The organism is Enterobacter sp. LM3, assembly GCF_046622475.1.
Taxonomy (GTDB): Bacteria; Pseudomonadota; Gammaproteobacteria; order Enterobacterales; family Enterobacteriaceae; genus Enterobacter; species Enterobacter cloacae_P.
The window spans coordinates 72,482-91,840 of sequence record NZ_JBJURN010000017.1; the positions used below are offsets into that span (position 1 = coordinate 72,482).

Sequence of the window (19,359 nt, forward strand, 5' to 3'; positions counted from 1 at the left end):
CATCGTGAGGATTACTGGATCACGATGGTGTTAATGATGTTTTCAGCGGCAGCCTGCGCTTTCTGCTGGTCTTCAGCTGGCAGGGTGATCTGCAGGGTCAGCAGTTTGTTATCAACCTTACCAAGCACCACAGAAGAGTAAGCGGTCTGGCCTTTTGCTGAGATGATGCTGTCGAGCTGTTGCAGCGTGTGGCCTTTCAGGTCGATGCTCTTATTGGTTACCACCTGCAGCTGCGGGTCGCGGCTACGCTGCTGATCTTCCAGACGTTTGGACAGTACGCTCAAATCTTCGCTGGTAGCGTCGCCCACAATCACAATGACCGCTTTCTGCCCGGTTGCGTCGGAATAGACGTGCATATTGTTCGCCTGAGTCCCCAGCTTACCGCTCTGGTCAGTCATATCGGCTGGCAGAGAGAAACTGAGTTTACCATCCAGCAGGTTTACCGGTTGCCCGGCCGCGTTGCTCTCTGCGGACGCGCCCTGAGCAGGCGTTTTCGTGTCGCTGTTATCACAGGCTGCAAGGCCTACAACCAGCAGGCCAATCCCGACATATTTAACCAGATTGCGCATTGACTTCTTCCTTTCGATAAACGGCCATAACGGCTCATTCGCCCATCTTATCACAACTGATAAAGCGAACCCTTAACCAGCCTGCAATGCCGTGATTTCAGATTTATCTGCCAGCCTTTTCAGCAGCATATTCAACAGTACGCCGTACATTGGCAGGAAGAACACGATACTGATTAACACCTTGAAGCAGTAGTCCACCAGCGCGATTTCCATCCAGTGTTCGGCCATAAACGCGTCCGGGCTGCGCCAGAAGGCGATGAAGAAGAACGCCAGCGTGTCGCTCACGTTGCCGAACAGCGTGGAGGCAGTCGGTGCCATCCACCAGCGATGATTCTGACGCAGGCGGTTAAACACATGAACATCAAGGATCTGCCCCAGCGCGTAGGCCATAAAGCTGGCGGTAGCGATACGGGCGACAAACAGGTTGAAGTGCGTGAGCGCCTCAAAGCCCTGCCAGCTTCCCATATAGAACAGGGAAGAGATCACGTACGAAATGAACAGTGCCGGGAGCATCACGGCAAAAATAATGCGACGAGCCAGCGGTGCACCAAAGATACGCACGGTCAAATCGGTGGCGAGGAAAATAAATGGAAAACTGAACGCGCCCCAGGTGGTGTGAAAACCAAAAATGGCGATCGGGAGCTGCACCAGATAGTTACTGGAAGTGATCACCAGCAGGTGGAAAAGCGAAAGCCAGAACAACGCTTTTACGCGCTGGGTTTGTGTAAAGGAGTTCATATTGTACCTTTTTGATGAACATTTGGGGTGAGGGAACCCAATAAAACCGCCGCATCATACTGCTTTGACTGGACTTTGCAATGGTTAATTTTCACGCAATCGTTAACTTGGTTTGCATTGATGACAGTGCGGCGTAAACTACTGCCGTTTTTACCTGAATGAGAAGAACATGACCGACCTGTTTTCCAACCCAGACCACACTCTTGATGCCCAGGGCCTCCGCTGCCCGGAGCCGGTAATGATGGTGCGCAAAACCGTGCGCAATATGCAGGCGGGTGAAACGCTGCTGATTATCGCCGACGACCCGGCCACCACCCGCGATATCCCCGGTTTTTGTACCTTTATGGAACATGAGCTGGTGGCGCAGCAGACTGAGGCGCTGCCGTACCGGTATTTGATCCGAAAAGGTTCATAGCAGCCTGATGCCCTCACTCCGGCCCTCTCCCACGGGGAGAGGGAGCAAACACTAAAAAAGCAACTTGCGTTACCTTTTTGCTTTTACCTCCGGCGCAACAGCCTCAGCGCATTCGCCGTCACCAGTACCGTCGCCCCGGTATCCGCCAGCACCGCCAGCCACAGTCCGGTCATGCCGAGCAGTGTAGTCACCAGGAATATCCCCTTCAGGCCCAGTGCAATGGTGATGTTCTGGCGAATATTGGCACGTGTGGCACGTGCCAGACCGATCATTTGCGCCAGCCCGGTCAGGCGGTTATGCGTTAGCGCGGCGTCCGCAGTTTCCAGCGCCACGTCGGTGCCGCTTCCCATTGCAATGCCAATGGTTGAGGCTTTCATTGCCGGAGCATCGTTGATGCCGTCCCCCACCATCGCCAGCGGAGCATGACCGTTCAGTTCTGTTACGGCACTGACCTTATCCGCAGGCAATAATCCGGCTTTAAACTCCAGCCCCAGTTCACCGGCAATCGCTGCCGCCGCGCGTGGGTTGTCACCGGTCAGGATCACACCCTGAACACCCAGCTGATGCAGCGCCGCTACGGCCTCTTTGGCATCGTCGCGCAAGGTATCACGCAGGGTCAGTATACCTTTCGTGATGCCGTCCTGCACAACGACCACGACCGTTTGCCCGGCCTGCTCCAGCATCTGGATCTGCTGGCTCAACTCTGCGGCAGGGGATTTATCCGCTGCGACGATCAGCACTTTTTTGCCTTCGACGTCGGCCTCAATGCCGGACCCGACCAGCGCACGCTGGGCGGTTGCCTCAGGGATGACCAGCTCGCGCGCCTGCGCTTCACGAACAATGGCTATCGCCAGCGGGTGGGTTGAACCCTGCTCTACAGCGGCGGCCAGCATAAGAAGCGCGTTTTCACTCATCTCCTGCGGATAAATACCGGTAACCTGCGGTTTACCTACGGTCAGCGTACCGGTTTTATCGAAGGCAATATGCTGAACCTGGCTCAGCTGTTCCAGCGCCGCACCGCCTTTAATCAATGCCCCGCGTCGTGCCGCAGCCGCCAGGCCAGACGTAATGGCCGCAGGAGTAGAGATCACCAGCGCACACGGACAGCCAATCAGCAGCAGCGTCAGACCTTTATAAATCCAGCCCTCCCACGGCGCAGCAAAGAACAACGGCGGGACGATAGTCACCAGCAGGGCGACCAGCATGATGGCGGGGGTGTAAATCCGGCTAAAGCGATCGATAAAACGTTCAACCGGTGCCCGGCGCTCTTCGGCTTCTTCAATCAGCTTCAGGATACGGTCAATAGCGCTGTCACCCGGTTCGGAAAGCACCGTCAGTTGTACCAGACGATCGACGCTGGTGGCTCCGGCAGGCACTTTTTCGCCTGCTGCCCGCTCAACAGGAATGGATTCCCCGGTCAGGGCGCTTTCGTCAAAACTTGCCGTGGCGGCGAGCAATGCGCCATCGGCTGGCAGACGTCCGCCCGCCGCGACTTCAATTACGTCGCCGGGGCGTAGCGTGTTGATCGCCACGGTCTCGCGGTTACCGTTCACTACCCGTGTGGCGGTTTCCGGTTTCAGCGCCATCAGCGCGCTGACCCCTTTACGTGCCCGGCTTGCCGCCCAGCCCTCAAGACGTTCGCCGATTAAGAACAGCAACAGCACCATTGCGGCTTCCGCTGTGGCACCAATGAACAACGCACCAATGGCCGCTACGCTCATCAGGGTTTCGATGGCAAACCAGCTACCTGTTTTCATCAGGCGCAACGCCTGACGGGCAATCGGGAAAAGACCAACCAGCGTGGTGGCGATAAACGCCAGATTGCCGAACGGATGGTTAATCTGTTCCAGGCTCCAGCTGAGGGCCATCATGATGATGAGTGTGATAAGTGGCAGATTTTCCCGCAATGGGGAGGTCTTCTCAACAGGAGCGCTTTCGCTACGCAGGGAGTAACCGGCCTTGCTGACGGCGGCTTCAACCTGTTTGCTCACATCATTATCCGCGCTGATCAGCAGCTTTTCGGTAGCAAATAGCACCTGAACATGGCTGACCCCAGGCACCTGTTTGACTGCATTTTCAACTTTACGGGCGCAGGCTGCGCAGTCCATGCCGTTGATTATCCAACTGTAGCGGCTCCCGCTTTCAGGCAGTGGCTGCACGTTTTGCGTTTCGCATGCGCCATCGCAGCAGCAGTCGTCTTTCGGCGGAGCCGGGCTCAGCTTAAGTGCCGAGAACTGGGGAACTTTTTTTGGTGTTTCTGGAGTCGACATGGCAGTCTCCGGTAATGATAATTTTCTCATTAACCGCAGCATACACTCTGGAGTCGACTCCAGAGTCAAGCGTTATTTAAATATACAGCGAACGGACAATCAGGAAATGCCCGGCAAAATAGCAAGCGGCGGCAATGGCGTTATCCGCACGGAAACGGCAGCGATAATGGCTGACCAGCCAGACGACATTACCGGCTAACAGCAGTGCTGCGCCGAAGAACGCGGACATCGCCGGAGATGTGGGACGGAAGAACCACAGCTCACCCGCCAGCCATACCATCACCAGCGTCATGGCGATGAACGTACAGACCGGCCAGCGCATCTCTTCCAGACGAGACCAAATCACCGCAACCAGCAGCGCGCCAATCACCAGCAGCACCAGCGGGAGCGGCCAGAAGAATGACAGCGTCATCTGGCTGGCAAAGTAGATGGTATAAAGCAGATGCGACAGGAAGAACGCGCCTACGGCATACAGCAGACGCTGGCGCGGCAGCAGGGTTAAGGCATCGCCAATGAGAGAGGCGCACAATCCGGCGAGCACCAGATAACTGACGGCGTTAAACACCGGCGCTTGCCAGGCCAGTAGCAGAAGCAGCAACAGCGTGACGGGTTTAAATAACCAGCGCTGCCAGGCCGGGCCGCGATACGACGCATCGACGTAAAGCCATGCGGAAAAACAGACAGCGATAAATGACCAAAGCATATTAACTCCCTGTATCTGTTGAGGCTGAATAATCAGTTTCTGATCCAGTGTAGTGACGCGGACAGGCGTTTGGCAATGGTGGGGCAGGCAAGGTATCCTGAATTCCGCATAATCTGATGGGATTTTTGAATGAGCAAGATGCCGCTGTTTTTCATTATCGTGCTGGCGATTATCGTCATTGCCGCTTCGTTTCGTTTCGTGCAGCAGCGCCGTGAGAAAGCAGATAACGATGCCGCGCCGCTGATGCAAAAACGCGTGGTGGTGAGCAACAAACGCGAGAAAGCCCTTAACGACCGACGCTCGCGTCAGCAGCAGGTGACACCTGCGGGCGCGACCATGCGCTATGAAGCGAGTTTTAAGCCGGAAACCGGTGGGCTGGAGATGACCTTTCGCCTGGAGGCGCGGCAGTACCATCAGCTGACGGTGGGTGAGAAAGGGACACTAAGTTATAAAGGGTCGCGGTTTGAAGGGTTTACGCCGGAGCCGTGATGTATTCCCTCTCCCCAATGGGGAGAGGGTGAGGGGCATCAGGGATCTTACTTCTTCACCTGCGCCTTAAATTTCTTCATCCACACCAGCAATTCAAACACGCCAAAAATAAACACGCGCAGTTGCTGCCAGCCGGTCATCTGTGGGCCATCCTTCGGCAGACCGTTTTTCAGCATTACCATCTGCAGGGCGTGCATAAAGGTGGTAAAGACAAACGCCACGTTCACGAAGATATTCATCGGGCGCGGGAACGGGTGCACCAGATTGAGGATCAAAAACGCCCAGACGCACAGCATCAGCAAACGTCCCATATTAATCAGTACTGGCATCGGATTCTCCTTGAGCCTGACGGTGATACAGACGATAAGCCACCTGACCTGCCACTTTTTCGCGGTGCAGATCCCAGTGAACGGGCACCGGCGGTAAACCGTTTTCCACTTCACTTTCTACATAAATCAGCGCGTCATCCGCCAGCCAGCCGTTGTTCTCCAGCAGGGATAACGTCTCTTCCAGCAACCCCTTACGGAACGGCGGGTCAACAAACACCACATTGTGCGGCGTGCCCTGTTGCGCGAGGAAACTCAGGGTGTTGGTGTTGACCACTTTGGCGTTGGTCGCTTTCAGCGTTGCCAGATTTTGCTGTAGCGTCTGCGCGACACCGCGCTCCATCTCCAGCAGCGTGGCGCTGGCAGCATAGCGCGACAACGCTTCCAGCCCTAATGCGCCGCTACCGGCGAAGCAGTCGAGGCAATGGGCATCCACCATAGAGGGGGCCAGCCAGTTGAACAGCGTCTCGCGAACGCGGTCGGTGGTGGGGCGTAAACCGGGGCTATCCGGCACCGGTAATTTCCGGCCTCGCCACTGGCCGCCGATAATACGAATTTGACCGGCTGGGGCGCGGTTGGGTTTCTTCATCTCAGGAAAGCTCTGTTAACAATTGGCCTGCGATTGCGGGCGGTGATGTCAATTAAGTAAAGTGTTAGACTATTTCATCATTTTTTTAGCTTCCATGTATATAGCGCCGCGAGGAGTGTAGTCGCAGATGGCAAAACAAAAAAAACGTGGCTTCTTTTCCTGGCTGGGCTTCGGTGAAAAAGAGCAAGAAACAGAACAGAAAACCGAAGAGCAACAAGCTGTTGAAGAGCAGTCGCAGCCTGAAACACCGGTAGAAACCGCTGCGGTTGTCGAAGCGGAAGAGCATGCGCACAGCAAAGAAGAGACTGAAGCCTTTGCTGAAGAAGTGGTTGACGTCACCGAACAGGTTCAGGAGAGTGAAAAACCAGAACCTGTTGTGGTTGAAGACGTTGCAGAGGTTATTGCAACGCCTCAGGCGGTCATTGAGCACGAAGAGTTGCCGCTGCCGGAAGAGGTGAAAGCCGAAGACGTTTCTGCCGAAGAGTGGCAGGCTGAAGCGGAAACCGTTGAAATTGTTGAGGCGGTGGAAGAGGAAGCGCAAAACGAACCAGAGCTGACTGACGAAGAGCTGGAAGCCCAGGCGCTGGCGGCACAAGCGACTGAAGACGACGTTACTGAACAGGCCGAAGAGAACGTCGTTCAGGAGCAGGAAAAACCGACCAAAGAAGGTTTCTTCGCCCGCCTGAAACGTAGCCTGCTTAAAACCAAAGAAAACTTAGGTTCCGGATTTATCAGTCTGTTCCGCGGCAAAAAGATCGACGACGATCTGTTTGAAGAGCTGGAAGAGCAACTGCTGATCGCCGATGTCGGCGTGGAAACCACCCGTAAGATCATCGCGAACCTGACGGAAGGGGCGAGTCGCAAACAGCTGCGCGACGCCGAAGCGCTGTACGGTCTGCTGAAAGACGAGATGGGTGAAATTCTCGCAAAAGTTGACGAACCGCTTAATATTGAAGGCAAAACACCATTTGTTATTCTGATGGTTGGCGTGAACGGTGTGGGTAAAACCACCACTATCGGCAAGCTGGCACGTCAGTTCGAGCAGCAGGGTAAATCGGTGATGCTGGCGGCGGGCGATACCTTCCGTGCAGCGGCGGTTGAGCAGCTGCAGGTCTGGGGCCAGCGCAACAACATTCCGGTGATTGCCCAGCATACAGGCGCAGATTCCGCGTCCGTTATTTTCGATGCTATCCAGGCGGCGAAGGCGCGTAATGTCGATGTGCTGATTGCCGATACCGCAGGGCGTTTGCAGAACAAATCGCACCTGATGGAAGAGTTGAAGAAAATCGTTCGCGTCATGAAGAAGCTGGACGAAGAAGCACCGCATGAAATTATGCTGACCATCGATGCCAGCACCGGGCAGAACGCCATTAGTCAGGCGAAACTGTTCCATGAAGCGGTAGGACTGACGGGGATCACGCTGACCAAGCTTGACGGTACCGCCAAAGGCGGGGTGATCTTCTCCGTGGCCGATCAGTTCGGCATTCCTATCCGTTACATCGGTGTGGGCGAGCGTATTGAGGATTTACGTCCGTTTAAAGCGGACGACTTTATTGAGGCATTATTTGCCCGAGAGGACTAACAATGATTCGCTTTGAACACGTCAGCAAGGCCTATCTCGGTGGGAGACAAGCGTTGCAGGGGGTGACATTCCACCTGCAGCCAGGCGAGATGGCATTCCTGACCGGCCATTCAGGCGCGGGGAAAAGTACCCTGCTCAAGCTTATCTGTGGGATCGAACGGCCCAGTGCCGGGAACATCTTTTTCAGCGGCCATGACATCAGCCGCCTGAAAAACCGTGAAGTGCCGTTCCTGCGTCGTCAGATCGGCATGATTTTCCAGGATCACCACCTGCTGATGGATCGCACGGTTTTCGATAACGTGGCGATCCCGCTGATCATTGCCGGTGCCAGCTATGATGATATCCGCCGTCGCGTGTCTGCGGCGCTGGATAAAGTCGGGCTACTGGACAAAGCGAAGAACTTCCCGATCCAGCTTTCCGGCGGTGAGCAGCAACGTGTGGGTATTGCCCGTGCGGTGGTGAACAAGCCTGCGGTATTGCTGGCGGATGAACCGACCGGTAACCTGGACGATGCCCTGTCCGAAGGGATTTTGCGTCTGTTTGAGGAATTTAACCGCGTTGGGGTAACGGTCTTGATGGCGACGCACGACATCAATCTTATCTCTCGTCGTTCGTACCGCATGCTGACCCTGAGCGACGGTCATTTGCACGGAGGCCACGGTGAATAAGCGTGATGCAATAAACCAGATTCGACAGTTCGGGAACCGGTTTGACCGTTTCCGTAAGTCGCAGGGCGGCGGTGACGGCAATCGTAATACACCCAAGCGCGCGAAAGCCGCACCGAAGCCGAACTCCCGCAAAACCAACGTCTTCAATGAGCAGGTGCGCTATGCCTTCCACGGCGCATTGCAGGATCTGAAAAGCAAGCCGCTGGCCACGTTCCTGACGGTGATGGTAATTGCCATCTCCCTGACCCTGCCAAGTGTTTGCTACATGGTGTATAAGAACGTCAACCAGGCGGCGTCACAGTATTATCCGTCGCCGCAGATCACGGTCTATCTGGATAAAGCGCTCGACGATAACGCGGCGGCGCAGGTGGTCGGGCAGATCCAGGCCGAACAGGGCGTTGAGAAGGTCAACTATCTCTCGCGTGATGAAGCGCTGGGTGAGTTCCGCAACTGGTCAGGGTTTGGTGGCGCGCTGGACATGCTCGAAGAAAACCCGCTGCCTGCCGTGGCAGTGGTGATCCCGAAGCTTGATTTTCAGGGCACGAATGCACTCAACACCCTGCGTGACCGCATCACCGGCATTAAAGGCATTGATGAAGTGCGTATGGATGACAGCTGGTTCGCGCGTCTCTCTGCCCTGACCGGGCTGGTAGGGCGTGTGGCGGCGATGATTGGTGTGCTGATGGTGGCAGCGGTATTCCTTGTCATCGGTAACAGCGTGCGTCTGAGCATCTTCGCCCGCCGTGATACCATCAACGTGCAAAAACTGATTGGTGCGACGGATGGTTTCATCCTCCGGCCATTCCTCTACGGCGGCGCATTGCTCGGTTTTTCCGGCGCATTTCTTTCATTAATATTGTCAGAAATTTTGGTGATGCGGCTCTCCTCTGCCGTCACCGAAGTGGCGCAGGTTTTCGGAACTAAGTTTGATATCAGTGGCTTAGGGTTCGATGAGTGTCTGTTGCTACTGCTGGTCTGCTCGATGATCGGCTGGGTGGCCGCATGGCTGGCGACGGTTCAACATTTACGTCACTTTACTCCCGATTAAGAAAAGCGTGATATAATCTTTCCCTGCACCGAGGTGTTCGCTCTGCAGGGAAAGAGTCCCTGTTGTCTCTTCCCCGTATTATCATCTCCATGTCACATTTTGTGCGTAATTTATTCACCGTTGCACCTGGAACTTGTGGATAAAATCACTGTCTGATAAAAGAGTGAATGCTAATCTCGTTGCTCAAACGCTTTGGCATGGTTGTTGCCTGACGGGGATAACCAGGGTCAGAAGAGAAACATTGAGAGGAATGAATGACCAAAGAAATGCAAACTTTAGCTTTAGCCCCTGTTGGTAACCTGGAGTCTTACATCCGGGCTGCGAACACCTGGCCGATGTTAACGGCCGAGGAAGAAAAGGAGCTTGCTGAAAAGCTGCATTACCAGGGCTGCCTGGAATCAGCTAAGAAGCTGATCCTGTCTCACCTGCGCTTTGTTGTTCACGTTGCTCGTAATTATGCGGGCTACGGCCTGCCGCAGGCAGACTTGATTCAGGAAGGTAACATCGGTCTGATGAAGGCTGTACGTCGCTTTAACCCGGAAGTGGGTGTGCGACTGGTCTCCTTCGCCGTACACTGGATCAAAGCTGAAATTCACGAATACGTTCTGCGTAACTGGCGTATCGTGAAGGTCGCCACGACAAAAGCGCAACGCAAACTGTTCTTCAATCTGCGTAAAACCAAGCAGCGTCTGGGCTGGTTCAATCAGGATGAAGTTGAAATGGTGGCGCGCGAGCTGGGCGTATCCAGCAAAGACGTGCGTGAGATGGAATCCCGTATGGCCGCGCAGGACATGACGTTTGACATGTCTTCCGACGATGATGCCTCTGACAGCCAGCCGATGGCACCGGTTCTGTATCTGCAGGATAAGACCTCTAACTTTGCCGACGGCATTGAAGAGGACAACTGGGAAGATCAGGCCGCGAACAAGCTGAGCTATGCGATGGAAGGCCTCGACGAACGTAGTCAGGATATTATCCGTGCCCGTTGGCTGGACGAAGACAACAAGTCCACGCTGCAGGAACTGGCCGACCGCTACGGCGTGTCCGCTGAACGTGTGCGTCAGCTTGAAAAGAACGCCATGAAAAAACTTCGCGCCGCTATCGAAGCGTAATTCCCGCGAAGTCCCCGATGACCCTCGAATGCAAATTCGGGGGTTTTGTTTTTTTATCTCCCGCTCTGGCGAATTCCGCCCCCCTGGCAAACACTTACAGATGCGCTAAGCAGGCAACTTTCTCAGGGGGACAGGGTGAAAAATAACGAACTGAATGACCGGCGTTTGCAGGCGACGCCGCGCGGTATTGGGGTGATGTGTAACTTCTATGCCGAAAAAGCCGAAAATGCCACGGTGTGGGACGTTGAAGGCAATGAGTACATTGATTTCGCCGCCGGGATCGCCGTGCTGAATACCGGGCACCGGCATCCAAAAGTTATCTCCGCTATCGAAAAACAACTCCACGCATTTACCCATACGGCATACCAGATTGTGCCGTACGAAGGCTATGTAGCCCTTGCCGAGCGTCTTAACGAACGTGTGCCCATTGACGGCCCGGCCAAAACGGCCTTCTTCTCGACGGGCGCAGAAGCCGTCGAAAACGCGGTGAAAATTGCCCGCGCGTATACCCGACGTCCCGGTCTTATCACTTTCGGCGGTGGCTTCCACGGCCGCACTTTTATGACAATGGCACTGACGGGGAAAGTCGCGCCGTACAAGCTGGGCTTTGGCCCGTTCCCTGGCTCGGTTTACCACGCGCAATACCCGAATGCGCTGCACGGCGTCAGTACGGCGGAGTCGCTGAAAAGCCTGGAGCGTATCTTTAAAGCAGACATCGCCCCGGATCAGGTGGCGGCCATTATCCTTGAGCCTGTTCAGGGTGAGGGGGGGTTCAACGTCGCCCCTGCTGATTTCATGCAGGCACTGCGTGCCCTGTGCGATACCCACGGTATTTTGCTGATTGCTGACGAAGTACAAACCGGCTTCGCGCGTACCGGCAAGCTCTTCTCGATGGAACATCACTGCGTGAAGGCTGACTTGATCACGATGGCGAAAAGCCTGGCGGGTGGAATGCCGCTCTCTGCGGTATCGGGCCGGGCAGAGGTGATGGATGCACCCGCACCAGGCGGGCTGGGCGGCACCTATGCGGGTAATCCGCTGGCGATTGCGGCGGCCCACGCCGTACTGGACGTGATTGAAGAAGAGGAACTCTGCACGCGGGCGGCGCATCTCGGCCACCATCTGGTGGAGGTGCTGAATAAAGCGAAAGCGGGCTGTCCGTTTATCGCTGACATTCGCGCGCAAGGTTCAATGGTAGCGGTAGAGTTTAACGACCCGCAGAGCGGGCATCCGTCACCGGAATTCACCCGTCTGGTGCAGGAGCGTGCGCTGAAGGAAGGTCTGCTGCTTCTGAGCTGTGGCGTGTATGGCAACGTCATCCGCTTCCTGTACCCGCTCACCATCCCCGAAGTGCAGTTCCGTAAAGCGCTGGATATTATTTCCGCGTCGCTGACACGTTAAAGCCACAAGCCCGGCTGAAATGACTGCCGGGCTTATCATATATTCATTTCAAATTAGCTATTCCAAAATCATAAAAATGGGGTATGTTTTAGCAGAGTATGCTGAAAAAGCGCGAGTGGTATACCTATAACTGAAATAAAGCGCTACGCAACAACATCACAACAATCGTAATAACCATAATAATGGGGAATCTCAGGATGAATATGAAGGGTAAAGCGTTACTGGCAGGATGTATCGCGTTGGCATTCAGTACGATGGCGCAGGCAGACATTAAAATCGCCGTCGTTGGTGCGATGTCCGGTCCGGTAGCTCAGTATGGTGACCAGGAGTTTACTGGCGCAGAACAGGCTGTTGCAGACATTAATGCTAAGGGCGGAATCAAAGGCGAAAAACTGCAGATCGTAAAATATGACGATGCCTGTGATCCGAAACAAGCGGTAGCCGTAGCGAACAAAGTGGTGAACGACGGGATCAAATACGTTATCGGCCACCTGTGCTCCTCCTCTACACAGCCAGCGTCTGACATCTACGAAGACGAAGGTATTTTGATGATCACCCCGGCCGCAACTGCACCAGAGCTGACCGCACGTGGTTATAAGCTGACTCTGCGTACCACTGGCCTGGACTCCGATCAGGGCCCAACTGCCGCCAAATACATTGTTGAAAAAGTGAAACCGAAACGCATTGCGATCGTTCACGACAAACAGCAATACGGTGAAGGCCTGGCGCGCTCAGTGCAGGATAACCTTAAGAAAGCGAATGCCGACGTGGTGTTCTTCGACGGTATTACTGCCGGTGAAAAAGACTTCTCCACCCTGGTGGCGCGTCTGAAGAAAGAGAATATCGATTTCGTTTACTACGGCGGCTATCACCCGGAGATGGGTCAGATCCTGCGTCAGGCGCGTGCTGCGGGCCTGAAAACCCAGTTCATGGGGCCAGAAGGTGTGGCGAACGTGTCGCTGTCTAACATTGCCGGTGAATCTGCTGAAGGCTTGCTGGTCACCAAGCCGAAGAACTACGATCAGGTACCTGCGAACAAACCGATTGTAGATGCCATCAAGGCGAAGAAACAGGATCCAAGCGGTGCGTTCGTGTGGACGACTTACGCTGCGCTGCAGACCCTGCAGGCAGGTCTGAACCAGTCAACCGATCCGGCTAAGATTGCCACCTGGCTGAAAGCGAACTCCGTAGATACCGTTATGGGCCCGCTTTCCTGGGATGCGAAGGGCGACCTGAAGGGCTTTGAGTTCGGCGTGTTTAACTGGCATGCCAACGGTACGGCGACCGACGCAAAATAAACGCAAATGGCAACCTTGCGGTTGCCATTTTAGTGTTTGCACCCTCTCCCCGTGGGAGAGGGCCGGGGTGAGGGCATCAGGCCGCACACATCAGGCCGCACAGAACAAAACTAGCGCTTCTCCCACCCATTTGCCTGCGCCGTAAACCCTAATGCCTGCATAAATGCCGCCATCACGCTGCGGTCTTGCACGCCCACGTCGGCCATCCACCAGGAGGTCACACTCGGGTTTTCGCGGATAACCTCTTCAACCAGATACTGCCCTACACCGCGACGGCGGGTTACGTCACGCACGCGAAGTGAGTCCAGCGCCCCTTCCGTACCGCTCAGTGTGACGCGCACAGCCGCCAGCAGACGCTCGTTAAAACGCGCGGCATAAATGCGATGAGTCTCGTCGACGGTCAGCGACGAAGGGGAATATTCCGGCCAGATTTTGCCCAGGTCGATATGATCCTGGTCGCTAAAGGTCACCAGACGAACGATAGTCAGTTTCATTAGCTACTTGTCCAAATCAAATAGAGTGGGGGCAGTGTACTCAATTTATTCACTCAGCGGCTTCTTCTTTTTATTCCCATTAACCAGGTGATTAGTTTTTTGGCAACGCATTGTGCAGTTCGAAAACATATGGATCGAAAAATAAGCAGAATTTTAACCTAAATGGCAGTGATTTATTCGGCGCTTTATGCCGTTATTTTATGCTGCAAACTGCGCTTTTATTTGTTTATCTCTGTCGGATTTCAGAATATTATCTTTGCTTAATCGCCTGAAAAATAGAGATATTAGTCTGGTTTTTGTGAAAAACTGCGCTAAACCATTAAAGGCACTGGTAAAAATAGCGTTGTTCATTAAAAGTACAGAATGCTTTTTAACCATAATAAAACAAAATATATACACAACATCACGAATGGGGATTCAGAGATGAAAAGGAACGCGAAGACGTTAATCGCGGGGATGGTCGCACTGGCGATTTCGCATGCAGCTATGGCGGAAGAGATTAAAGTTGCTGTCGTCGGTGCGATGTCCGGCCCTGTCGCCCAGTGGGGAGATATGGAGTTCAACGGCGCGCGCCAGGCAATCAAAGACATCAACGCCAAAGGCGGTATCAAAGGTGACAAGCTGGTAGGTGTGGAGTACGACGACGCCTGCGATCCAAAACAGGCCGTGGCAGTCGCCAACAAAATTGTGAACGATGGCATCCAGTACGTGATCGGCCACCTGTGCTCATCGTCCACTCAGCCTGCGTCTGATATCTATGAAGACGAAGGCATTCTGATGATTACCCCTGGTGCGACTAACCCGGAGCTGACCCAGCGCGGTTATCAGCACATCATGCGTACTGCCGGTCTGGACTCCTCTCAGGGGCCAACTGCCGCCAAATATATCCTCGAAAACGTCAAGCCGCAGCGCATCGCCATTATTCATGACAAGCAGCAGTATGGCGAAGGTCTGGCGCGTTCCGTTCAGGATGGCCTGAAAAAAGGCGGTGCGAATGTTGTCTTCTTCGACGGTATTACCGCGGGTGAGAAAGACTTCTCCGCGCTGATTGCCCGTCTGCAAAAAGAAAACATCGATTTCGTTTACTACGGTGGCTACTACCCGGAAATGGGCCAGATGCTGCGCCAGGCACGTTCAGTCGGTCTGAAAACCCAGTTTATGGGGCCGGAAGGTGTGGGCAATGCCTCACTGTCTAACATTGCGGGCGACGCTGCCGAAGGCATGCTGGTGACGATGCCAAAACGCTATGACCAGGATCCGGCGAACAAAACTATCGTTGATGCGCTCAAGGCGCAGAAGAAAGATCCGAGTGGTCCATACGTGTGGATCACTTACGCAGCGGTGCAGTCTCTGGCAACCGCACTGGATCGTAGCGGCAGCAAAGAACCGCTGGCGCTGGTGAAAGATTTAAAAGCACACGGGGTGAACACCGTGATTGGGCCGCTGAACTGGGATGAGAAAGGCGATCTGAAGGGATTTGAGTTTGGTGTCTTTAAGTGGCACGCCGATGGTTCGTCCTCGGTCGCCAAATAATTATCCCACCGCCCGAACCACCGGGCGGGTATAAAAAGGTTTGCATATGTCCGAGCAGTTTCTCTATTTCTTGCAGCAGATGTTTAACGGCGTCACGCTGGGAAGCACCTACGCGCTGATCGCCATCGGTTATACGATGGTTTACGGCATTATCGGCATGATCAACTTCGCCCACGGCGAGGTGTACATGATCGGTAGCTATGTCTCCTTTATGATCATTGCCGCCCTGATGATGATGGGTATCGACAGCAGCTGGTTGCTGGTTGCCGCCGGATTTGTCGGCGCGATTGTGATTGCCAGTGCCTACGGCTGGAGCATTGAGCGCGTGGCCTACCGGCCGGTGCGCAGCTCCAAGCGCCTGATTGCACTCATCTCCGCCATCGGGATGTCTATCTTCCTGCAAAACTACGTCAGCCTGACGGAAGGCTCACGCGATGTGGCGTTGCCAAGCCTGTTTAACGGCCAGTGGATTGTAGGAGCCAGCGACAACTTCTCTGCCTCTATCACCACCATGCAGCTGGTTATCTGGATTGTGACCTTCATTGCGATGCTCGCCCTGACGCTGTTCATCCGTTACTCCCGCATGGGACGCGCCTGCCGCGCCTGTGCAGAAGATCTGAAGATGGCGAGCCTGCTCGGCATCAACACCGACCGCGTGATTGCGCTTACCTTCGTGATTGGCGCAGCGATGGCGGCGGTGGCGGGCGTATTGCTCGGTCAGTTCTACGGCGTAATCAACCCGTACATCGGCTTTATGGCCGGGATGAAAGCTTTCACTGCGGCGGTGCTGGGCGGTATCGGCAGTATTCCTGGCGCGATGATTGGTGGCCTGATCCTGGGTGTGGCTGAAGCGCTCTCTTCGGCGTATCTGAGTACCGAATATAAAGATGTGGTGTCGTTTGCCCTGCTGATTCTGGTTCTGCTGGTGATGCCTACCGGTATTCTGGGTCGTCCGGAGGTAGAGAAAGTATGAAACCGATGCATTTTGCAATGGCGTTGCTCTCTGCTGCCATGTTCTTCGTGCTGGCGGGCGTCTTTATGGGCGTTCAGTTAGAGCTGGATGGCACTAAGCTGGTGGTCGATACCGCCGCCGACATCCGCTGGCAGTGGGTGTTTATTGGTACTGCGGTCGTGTTCCTGTTCCAGCTGCTGCGTCCGCTGTTCCAGAAGACGCTGAAAAACGTCTCTGGCCCGAAATTTGTGCTGCCCGCTATCGACGGTTCTACCGTTAAGCAGAAGCTGTTCCTCGTGGCGCTGCTGGTGGCGGCTGTTGCGTGGCCGTTTGTGGTATCGCGCGGTACGGTGGATATCGCGACGCTGACCATGATCTACGTGATCCTCGGTCTCGGCCTCAACGTGGTGGTGGGCTTGTCCGGCCTGCTGGTGCTGGGCTACGGCGGCTTTTACGCCATCGGTGCCTACACCTTTGCGCTGCTGAACCACTATTACGGCCTCGGATTCTGGACGTGTCTGCCGCTGGCTGGGCTGGTTTCTGCCGCGGCGGGCTTCCTGCTGGGCTTCCCGGTGCTGCGTCTGCGTGGTGACTATTTAGCGATTGTGACCTTAGGCTTCGGTGAAATCGTCCGTATCCTGCTGCTCAACAATACTGAAGTGACCGGTGGCCCGAACGGTATCAGCCAGATCCCGAAACCGACCTTCTTCGGTCTGGAGTTCAGCCGTACCGCCCGCGAAGGTGGCTGGGATACTTTCAGCAACTTCTTTGGTATGAGGTATGACCCATCCGACCGCGTTATCTGGCTTTACCTGGTCGCGCTGCTGCTGGTGGTGATTACGCTGTTCGTGATTAACCGTCTGCTGCGTATGCCGCTGGGCCGCGCCTGGGAAGCACTGCGTGAAGATGAGATTGCCTGTCGCTCGCTGGGCCTGAACCCAACCCGTATCAAGCTGACCGCGTTCACCATCAGTGCCGCATTTGCCGGTTTCGCCGGAACGCTGTTTGCCGCACGTCAGGGCTTCGTCAGCCCGGAATCGTTCACCTTTGCCGAATCCGCCTTTGTGCTGGCGATTGTGGTGCTCGGCGGGATGGGCTCGCAGTTCGCCGTTATTCTGGCGGCCATCCTGCTGGTGGTATCGCGTGAACTGATGCGTGACTTTAACGAATACAGCATGCTGATGCTGGGTGGTTTGATGGTGCTGATGATGATCTGGCGTCCGCAGGGCTTGCTGCCGATGACGCGTCCACAGCTGAAGCTGAAGAACGGACAAGCGAAAGGAGAGCAGGCATGAGTCAGCCATTATTATCCGTTAACGGCCTGATGATGCGTTTTGGCGGCCTGCTGGCGGTCAACAACGTCTCTCTGGATCTGCACAAGAAAGAGATTGTCTCCCTGATTGGCCCGAACGGCGCGGGGAAAACAACCGTGTTTAACTGCCTGACCGGTTTTTACAAGCCAACGGGCGGTACCATTATGCTGCGCGACCAACATCTGGAAGGATTGCCGGGCCAGCAAATTGCCCGTATGGGCGTGGTGCGTACCTTCCAGCACGTGCGTCTGTTCCGCGAGATGACGGTGATTGAGAACCTGCTGGTGGCACAACATCAGCAGCTCAAAACGGGCATCTTCTCTGGCCTGTTGAAAACCCCAGCTTTCCGTCGTGCGCAGAGCGAAGCGTTAGATCGCGCTGCGACCTGGCTCGACCGTATTGGTCTGCTCCAGCACGCTAACCGTCAGGCGAGCAACCTGGCCTACGGTGATCAGCGTCGCCTTGAGATTGTGCGCTGCATGGTGACCCAGCCGGAAATCCTGATGCTCGACGAACCGGCTGCGGGCCTCAACCCGAAAGAGACCAAAGAGCTGGACGAGCTGATTGCTGAGCTGCGCGATCATCACGACACCACTATTCTGTTGATTGAACATGATATGAAGCTGGTGATGGGCATCTCTGACCGTATCTACGTGGTGAACCAGGGCACACCGCTGGCGAATGGTACGCCGGATGAGATCCGCAACAACCCGGACGTGATCCGTGCTTACCTGGGTGAGGCATAAGATGGAAAAAGCGATGTTAACGTTTGATAAAGTAAATGCCCACTACGGTAAGATCCAGGCGCTGCATGACGTCAGCCTGCATATCAATCAGGGTGAAATCGTCACCCTGATCGGGGCCAACGGCGCGGGTAAAACCACGCTGCTGGGTACCCTGTGCGGTGATCCGCGTGCCACCAGCGGGCGGATTGTGTTTGATGGCAAAGACATTACCGACTGGCAGACCGCCAAAATCATGCGTGAAGCGGTGGCGATTGTCCCGGAAGGGCGTCGCGTGTTTTCTCGTATGACGGTGGAAGAGAATCTGGCAATGGGGGGCTTCTTTGCCGATCGTGACCAGTATCAGACCCGTATCAAGCGTGTGTATGAACTCTTCCCGCGGTTGTGGGAACGCCGCATTCAGCGTGCGGGCACTATGTCTGGTGGTGAACAGCAGATGCTGGCGATTGGCCGTGCGCTGATGAGCCAGCCGCGCCTGTTACTGCTTGATGAACCGTCGCTCGGTCTTGCGCCGATCATCATCCAGCAGATTTTCGACACCATCGAGCAACTGCGTAAGGAGGGGATGACCATCTTCCTCGTCGAGCAGAACGCCAACCAGGCGCTGAAGCTGGCTGACCGTGGTTACGTGCTGGAGAATGGCCGCGTGGTGCTGGAAGACACCGGTGACGCGCTGCTGGCGAACGAAGCAGTGCGGAGTGCGTATTTAGGCGGTTAGGTAAAAGCAAAAAGGCAACGCACGTTGCATTTTTTAGTGTTTGTACCCTCTCCCGTGGGAGAGGGCCAGGGTGAGGGCACCAGACCGCACGAGGTAAAAGCAAAAAGGCAACGCATGTTGCCTTTTTTAATGTGTTCTCCCTCTGCCTGTGGGAGAGGGCCGGGGTGAGGGCACCAGACCGCACGAGGTAAAAGCAAAAAGGCAACGCACGTTGCCTTTTTTAGTGTTTGTACCCTCTCCCTGTGGGAGAGGGCCAGGGTGAGGGCACCAGACCGCACGAGGTAAAAGCAAAAAGGCAACGCATGTTGCCTTTTTTAATGTTGAAGTGGTCTACTTAATTTGGACACGACCTGAGGTTCTTTGTCTTTCCATCTCGGCAGGTGTTAACCCTCCGTTGT

Annotated in this window: 20 protein-coding genes; 13 read left to right on the top strand and 7 right to left on the bottom strand. The window is 55.0% G+C overall.

The window, feature by feature from the left end:
• Positions 1-11: 11 nt before the first annotated feature.
• Complete coding sequence (locus ACJ9N4_RS16860; RefSeq protein ID WP_182272951.1) at positions 12-569, bottom strand: DcrB family lipoprotein; 558 nt, start codon at positions 567-569, stop codon at positions 12-14.
• A 72-nt stretch (positions 570-641) separates the two neighbouring features.
• Entirely contained in the window at positions 642-1,307 is a 666-nt protein-coding gene (locus ACJ9N4_RS16865; protein ID WP_182272950.1) for a 7-cyano-7-deazaguanine/7-aminomethyl-7-deazaguanine transporter, read from the bottom strand.
• Between the two features lie 169 nt (positions 1,308-1,476).
• Here ACJ9N4_RS16865 and tusA point away from each other — a divergent pair, with 169 nt between their 5' ends.
• Complete coding sequence (gene tusA, locus ACJ9N4_RS16870) at positions 1,477-1,722, top strand: sulfurtransferase TusA (protein ID WP_182272949.1); 246 nt, start codon at positions 1,477-1,479, stop codon at positions 1,720-1,722.
• 83 nt (positions 1,723-1,805) lie between these two features.
• Here the strand turns inward: tusA and zntA are convergent, their stop codons facing one another.
• Complete coding sequence (gene zntA, locus ACJ9N4_RS16875) at positions 1,806-3,992, bottom strand: Zn(II)/Cd(II)/Pb(II) translocating P-type ATPase ZntA (protein WP_196390582.1); 2,187 nt, start codon at positions 3,990-3,992, stop codon at positions 1,806-1,808.
• A gap of 76 nt (positions 3,993-4,068) precedes the next feature.
• Positions 4,069-4,695, bottom strand: a complete 627-nt coding sequence (locus ACJ9N4_RS16880) for a lysoplasmalogenase (protein WP_182272947.1) — start codon at positions 4,693-4,695, stop codon at positions 4,069-4,071.
• 129 nt (positions 4,696-4,824) lie between these two features.
• Between ACJ9N4_RS16880 and ACJ9N4_RS16885 the strand changes: the two genes are divergently transcribed.
• On the top strand, positions 4,825-5,184 hold the full coding sequence (locus ACJ9N4_RS16885) for a DUF2500 domain-containing protein (RefSeq protein ID WP_182272946.1): 360 nt from the start codon (positions 4,825-4,827) through the stop codon (positions 5,182-5,184).
• Positions 5,185-5,231: 47 nt separating this feature from the next.
• Here the strand turns inward: ACJ9N4_RS16885 and ACJ9N4_RS16890 are convergent, their stop codons facing one another.
• Together ACJ9N4_RS16890 and rsmD are read right to left on the bottom strand one after the other, a co-directional pair.
• Entirely contained in the window at positions 5,232-5,513 is a 282-nt protein-coding gene (locus tag ACJ9N4_RS16890; protein WP_182919072.1) for a DUF1145 family protein, read from the bottom strand.
• On the bottom strand, positions 5,497-6,099 hold the full coding sequence (gene rsmD, locus ACJ9N4_RS16895; protein ID WP_182272944.1) for a 16S rRNA (guanine(966)-N(2))-methyltransferase: 603 nt from the start codon (positions 6,097-6,099) through the stop codon (positions 5,497-5,499). Before rsmD ends, ACJ9N4_RS16890 begins: the two co-directional genes overlap by 17 nt.
• A gap of 127 nt (positions 6,100-6,226) precedes the next feature.
• Here rsmD and ftsY point away from each other — a divergent pair, with 127 nt between their 5' ends.
• From ftsY to livJ, 6 genes are all read left to right on the top strand, one after another.
• On the top strand, positions 6,227-7,681 hold the full coding sequence (gene ftsY, locus ACJ9N4_RS16900; protein WP_182272943.1) for a signal recognition particle-docking protein FtsY: 1,455 nt from the start codon (positions 6,227-6,229) through the stop codon (positions 7,679-7,681).
• 2 nt (positions 7,682-7,683) lie between these two features.
• Complete coding sequence (gene ftsE / locus ACJ9N4_RS16905; RefSeq protein WP_182272942.1) at positions 7,684-8,349, top strand: cell division ATP-binding protein FtsE; 666 nt, start codon at positions 7,684-7,686, stop codon at positions 8,347-8,349.
• On the top strand, positions 8,342-9,397 hold the full coding sequence (gene ftsX / locus ACJ9N4_RS16910) for a permease-like cell division protein FtsX (protein ID WP_182272941.1): 1,056 nt from the start codon (positions 8,342-8,344) through the stop codon (positions 9,395-9,397). Before ftsE ends, ftsX begins: the two co-directional genes overlap by 8 nt.
• A gap of 254 nt (positions 9,398-9,651) precedes the next feature.
• The gene (rpoH, locus tag ACJ9N4_RS16915; RefSeq protein WP_182272940.1) at positions 9,652-10,509 is read left to right on the top strand and encodes an RNA polymerase sigma factor RpoH; all 858 of its coding nucleotides are present in this window, start codon (positions 9,652-9,654) and stop codon (positions 10,507-10,509) included.
• A gap of 135 nt (positions 10,510-10,644) precedes the next feature.
• Positions 10,645-11,910 (top strand): 4-aminobutyrate--2-oxoglutarate transaminase, encoded by a 1,266-nt coding sequence (locus tag ACJ9N4_RS16920; protein WP_182919071.1) that lies wholly within the window; start codon positions 10,645-10,647, stop codon positions 11,908-11,910.
• A gap of 197 nt (positions 11,911-12,107) precedes the next feature.
• The gene (gene livJ, locus ACJ9N4_RS16925; RefSeq protein ID WP_182919070.1) at positions 12,108-13,208 is read left to right on the top strand and encodes a branched chain amino acid ABC transporter substrate-binding protein LivJ; all 1,101 of its coding nucleotides are present in this window, start codon (positions 12,108-12,110) and stop codon (positions 13,206-13,208) included.
• Positions 13,209-13,318: 110 nt separating this feature from the next.
• Here livJ and panM read toward each other — a convergent pair whose 3' ends face one another.
• On the bottom strand, positions 13,319-13,702 hold the full coding sequence (gene panM / locus ACJ9N4_RS16930) for an aspartate 1-decarboxylase autocleavage activator PanM (RefSeq protein WP_411500657.1): 384 nt from the start codon (positions 13,700-13,702) through the stop codon (positions 13,319-13,321).
• Between the two features lie 423 nt (positions 13,703-14,125).
• On the opposite strand from panM, the gene livK reads away from it, so the two are divergent.
• The 5 genes from livK to livF are packed head-to-tail and all read left to right on the top strand — an operon-like array spanning position 14,126 to position 18,961.
• Entirely contained in the window at positions 14,126-15,235 is a 1,110-nt protein-coding gene (gene livK, locus ACJ9N4_RS16935; protein ID WP_182919069.1) for a high-affinity branched-chain amino acid ABC transporter substrate-binding protein LivK, read from the top strand.
• Positions 15,236-15,281: 46 nt separating this feature from the next.
• Positions 15,282-16,208, top strand: a complete 927-nt coding sequence (gene livH, locus ACJ9N4_RS16940) for a high-affinity branched-chain amino acid ABC transporter permease LivH (RefSeq protein ID WP_182272935.1) — start codon at positions 15,282-15,284, stop codon at positions 16,206-16,208.
• Positions 16,205-17,482, top strand: coding sequence for a branched chain amino acid ABC transporter permease LivM (gene livM, locus ACJ9N4_RS16945; RefSeq protein WP_182272934.1), 1,278 nt, complete (start codon positions 16,205-16,207; stop codon positions 17,480-17,482). The genes livH and livM overlap by 4 nt, the downstream gene beginning before the upstream one ends.
• Positions 17,479-18,246 (top strand): high-affinity branched-chain amino acid ABC transporter ATP-binding protein LivG, encoded by a 768-nt coding sequence (livG, locus tag ACJ9N4_RS16950; RefSeq protein WP_182272933.1) that lies wholly within the window; start codon positions 17,479-17,481, stop codon positions 18,244-18,246. The genes livM and livG overlap by 4 nt, the downstream gene beginning before the upstream one ends.
• A gap of 1 nt (position 18,247) precedes the next feature.
• On the top strand, positions 18,248-18,961 hold the full coding sequence (livF, locus tag ACJ9N4_RS16955; protein WP_182272932.1) for a high-affinity branched-chain amino acid ABC transporter ATP-binding protein LivF: 714 nt from the start codon (positions 18,248-18,250) through the stop codon (positions 18,959-18,961).
• Positions 18,962-19,359 lie beyond the last annotated feature (398 nt).

What these genes read in the sequence shown, in the direction of transcription:
- tusA (WP_182272949.1), top strand. Translation starts at nt 1,477, where the DNA reads ATGACCGACCTGTTTTCCAACCCAGACCACACTCTTGATGCCCAGGGC.
- ftsE (WP_182272942.1), top strand. Translation starts at nt 7,684, where the DNA reads ATGATTCGCTTTGAACACGTCAGCAAGGCCTATCTCGGTGGGAGACAA.
- ACJ9N4_RS16880 (WP_182272947.1), bottom strand. Translation starts at nt 4,695, where the DNA reads ATGCTTTGGTCATTTATCGCTGTCTGTTTTTCCGCATGGCTTTACGTC.
- livH (WP_182272935.1), top strand. Translation starts at nt 15,282, where the DNA reads ATGTCCGAGCAGTTTCTCTATTTCTTGCAGCAGATGTTTAACGGCGTC.
- ACJ9N4_RS16890 (WP_182919072.1), bottom strand. Translation starts at nt 5,513, where the DNA reads ATGCCAGTACTGATTAATATGGGACGTTTGCTGATGCTGTGCGTCTGG.
- ACJ9N4_RS16860 (WP_182272951.1), bottom strand. Translation starts at nt 569, where the DNA reads ATGCGCAATCTGGTTAAATATGTCGGGATTGGCCTGCTGGTTGTAGGC.
- livF (WP_182272932.1), top strand. Translation starts at nt 18,248, where the DNA reads ATGGAAAAAGCGATGTTAACGTTTGATAAAGTAAATGCCCACTACGGT.
- ACJ9N4_RS16865 (WP_182272950.1), bottom strand. Translation starts at nt 1,307, where the DNA reads ATGAACTCCTTTACACAAACCCAGCGCGTAAAAGCGTTGTTCTGGCTT.
- livG (WP_182272933.1), top strand. Translation starts at nt 17,479, where the DNA reads ATGAGTCAGCCATTATTATCCGTTAACGGCCTGATGATGCGTTTTGGC.
- livM (WP_182272934.1), top strand. Translation starts at nt 16,205, where the DNA reads ATGAAACCGATGCATTTTGCAATGGCGTTGCTCTCTGCTGCCATGTTC.
- ACJ9N4_RS16885 (WP_182272946.1), top strand. Translation starts at nt 4,825, where the DNA reads ATGAGCAAGATGCCGCTGTTTTTCATTATCGTGCTGGCGATTATCGTC.
- panM (WP_411500657.1), bottom strand. Translation starts at nt 13,702, where the DNA reads ATGAAACTGACTATCGTTCGTCTGGTGACCTTTAGCGACCAGGATCAT.
- rsmD (WP_182272944.1), bottom strand. Translation starts at nt 6,099, where the DNA reads ATGAAGAAACCCAACCGCGCCCCAGCCGGTCAAATTCGTATTATCGGC.
- ftsY (WP_182272943.1), top strand. Translation starts at nt 6,227, where the DNA reads ATGGCAAAACAAAAAAAACGTGGCTTCTTTTCCTGGCTGGGCTTCGGT.
- livK (WP_182919069.1), top strand. Translation starts at nt 14,126, where the DNA reads ATGAAAAGGAACGCGAAGACGTTAATCGCGGGGATGGTCGCACTGGCG.
- rpoH (WP_182272940.1), top strand. Translation starts at nt 9,652, where the DNA reads ATGACCAAAGAAATGCAAACTTTAGCTTTAGCCCCTGTTGGTAACCTG.
- zntA (WP_196390582.1), bottom strand. Translation starts at nt 3,992, where the DNA reads ATGTCGACTCCAGAAACACCAAAAAAAGTTCCCCAGTTCTCGGCACTT.
- livJ (WP_182919070.1), top strand. Translation starts at nt 12,108, where the DNA reads ATGAATATGAAGGGTAAAGCGTTACTGGCAGGATGTATCGCGTTGGCA.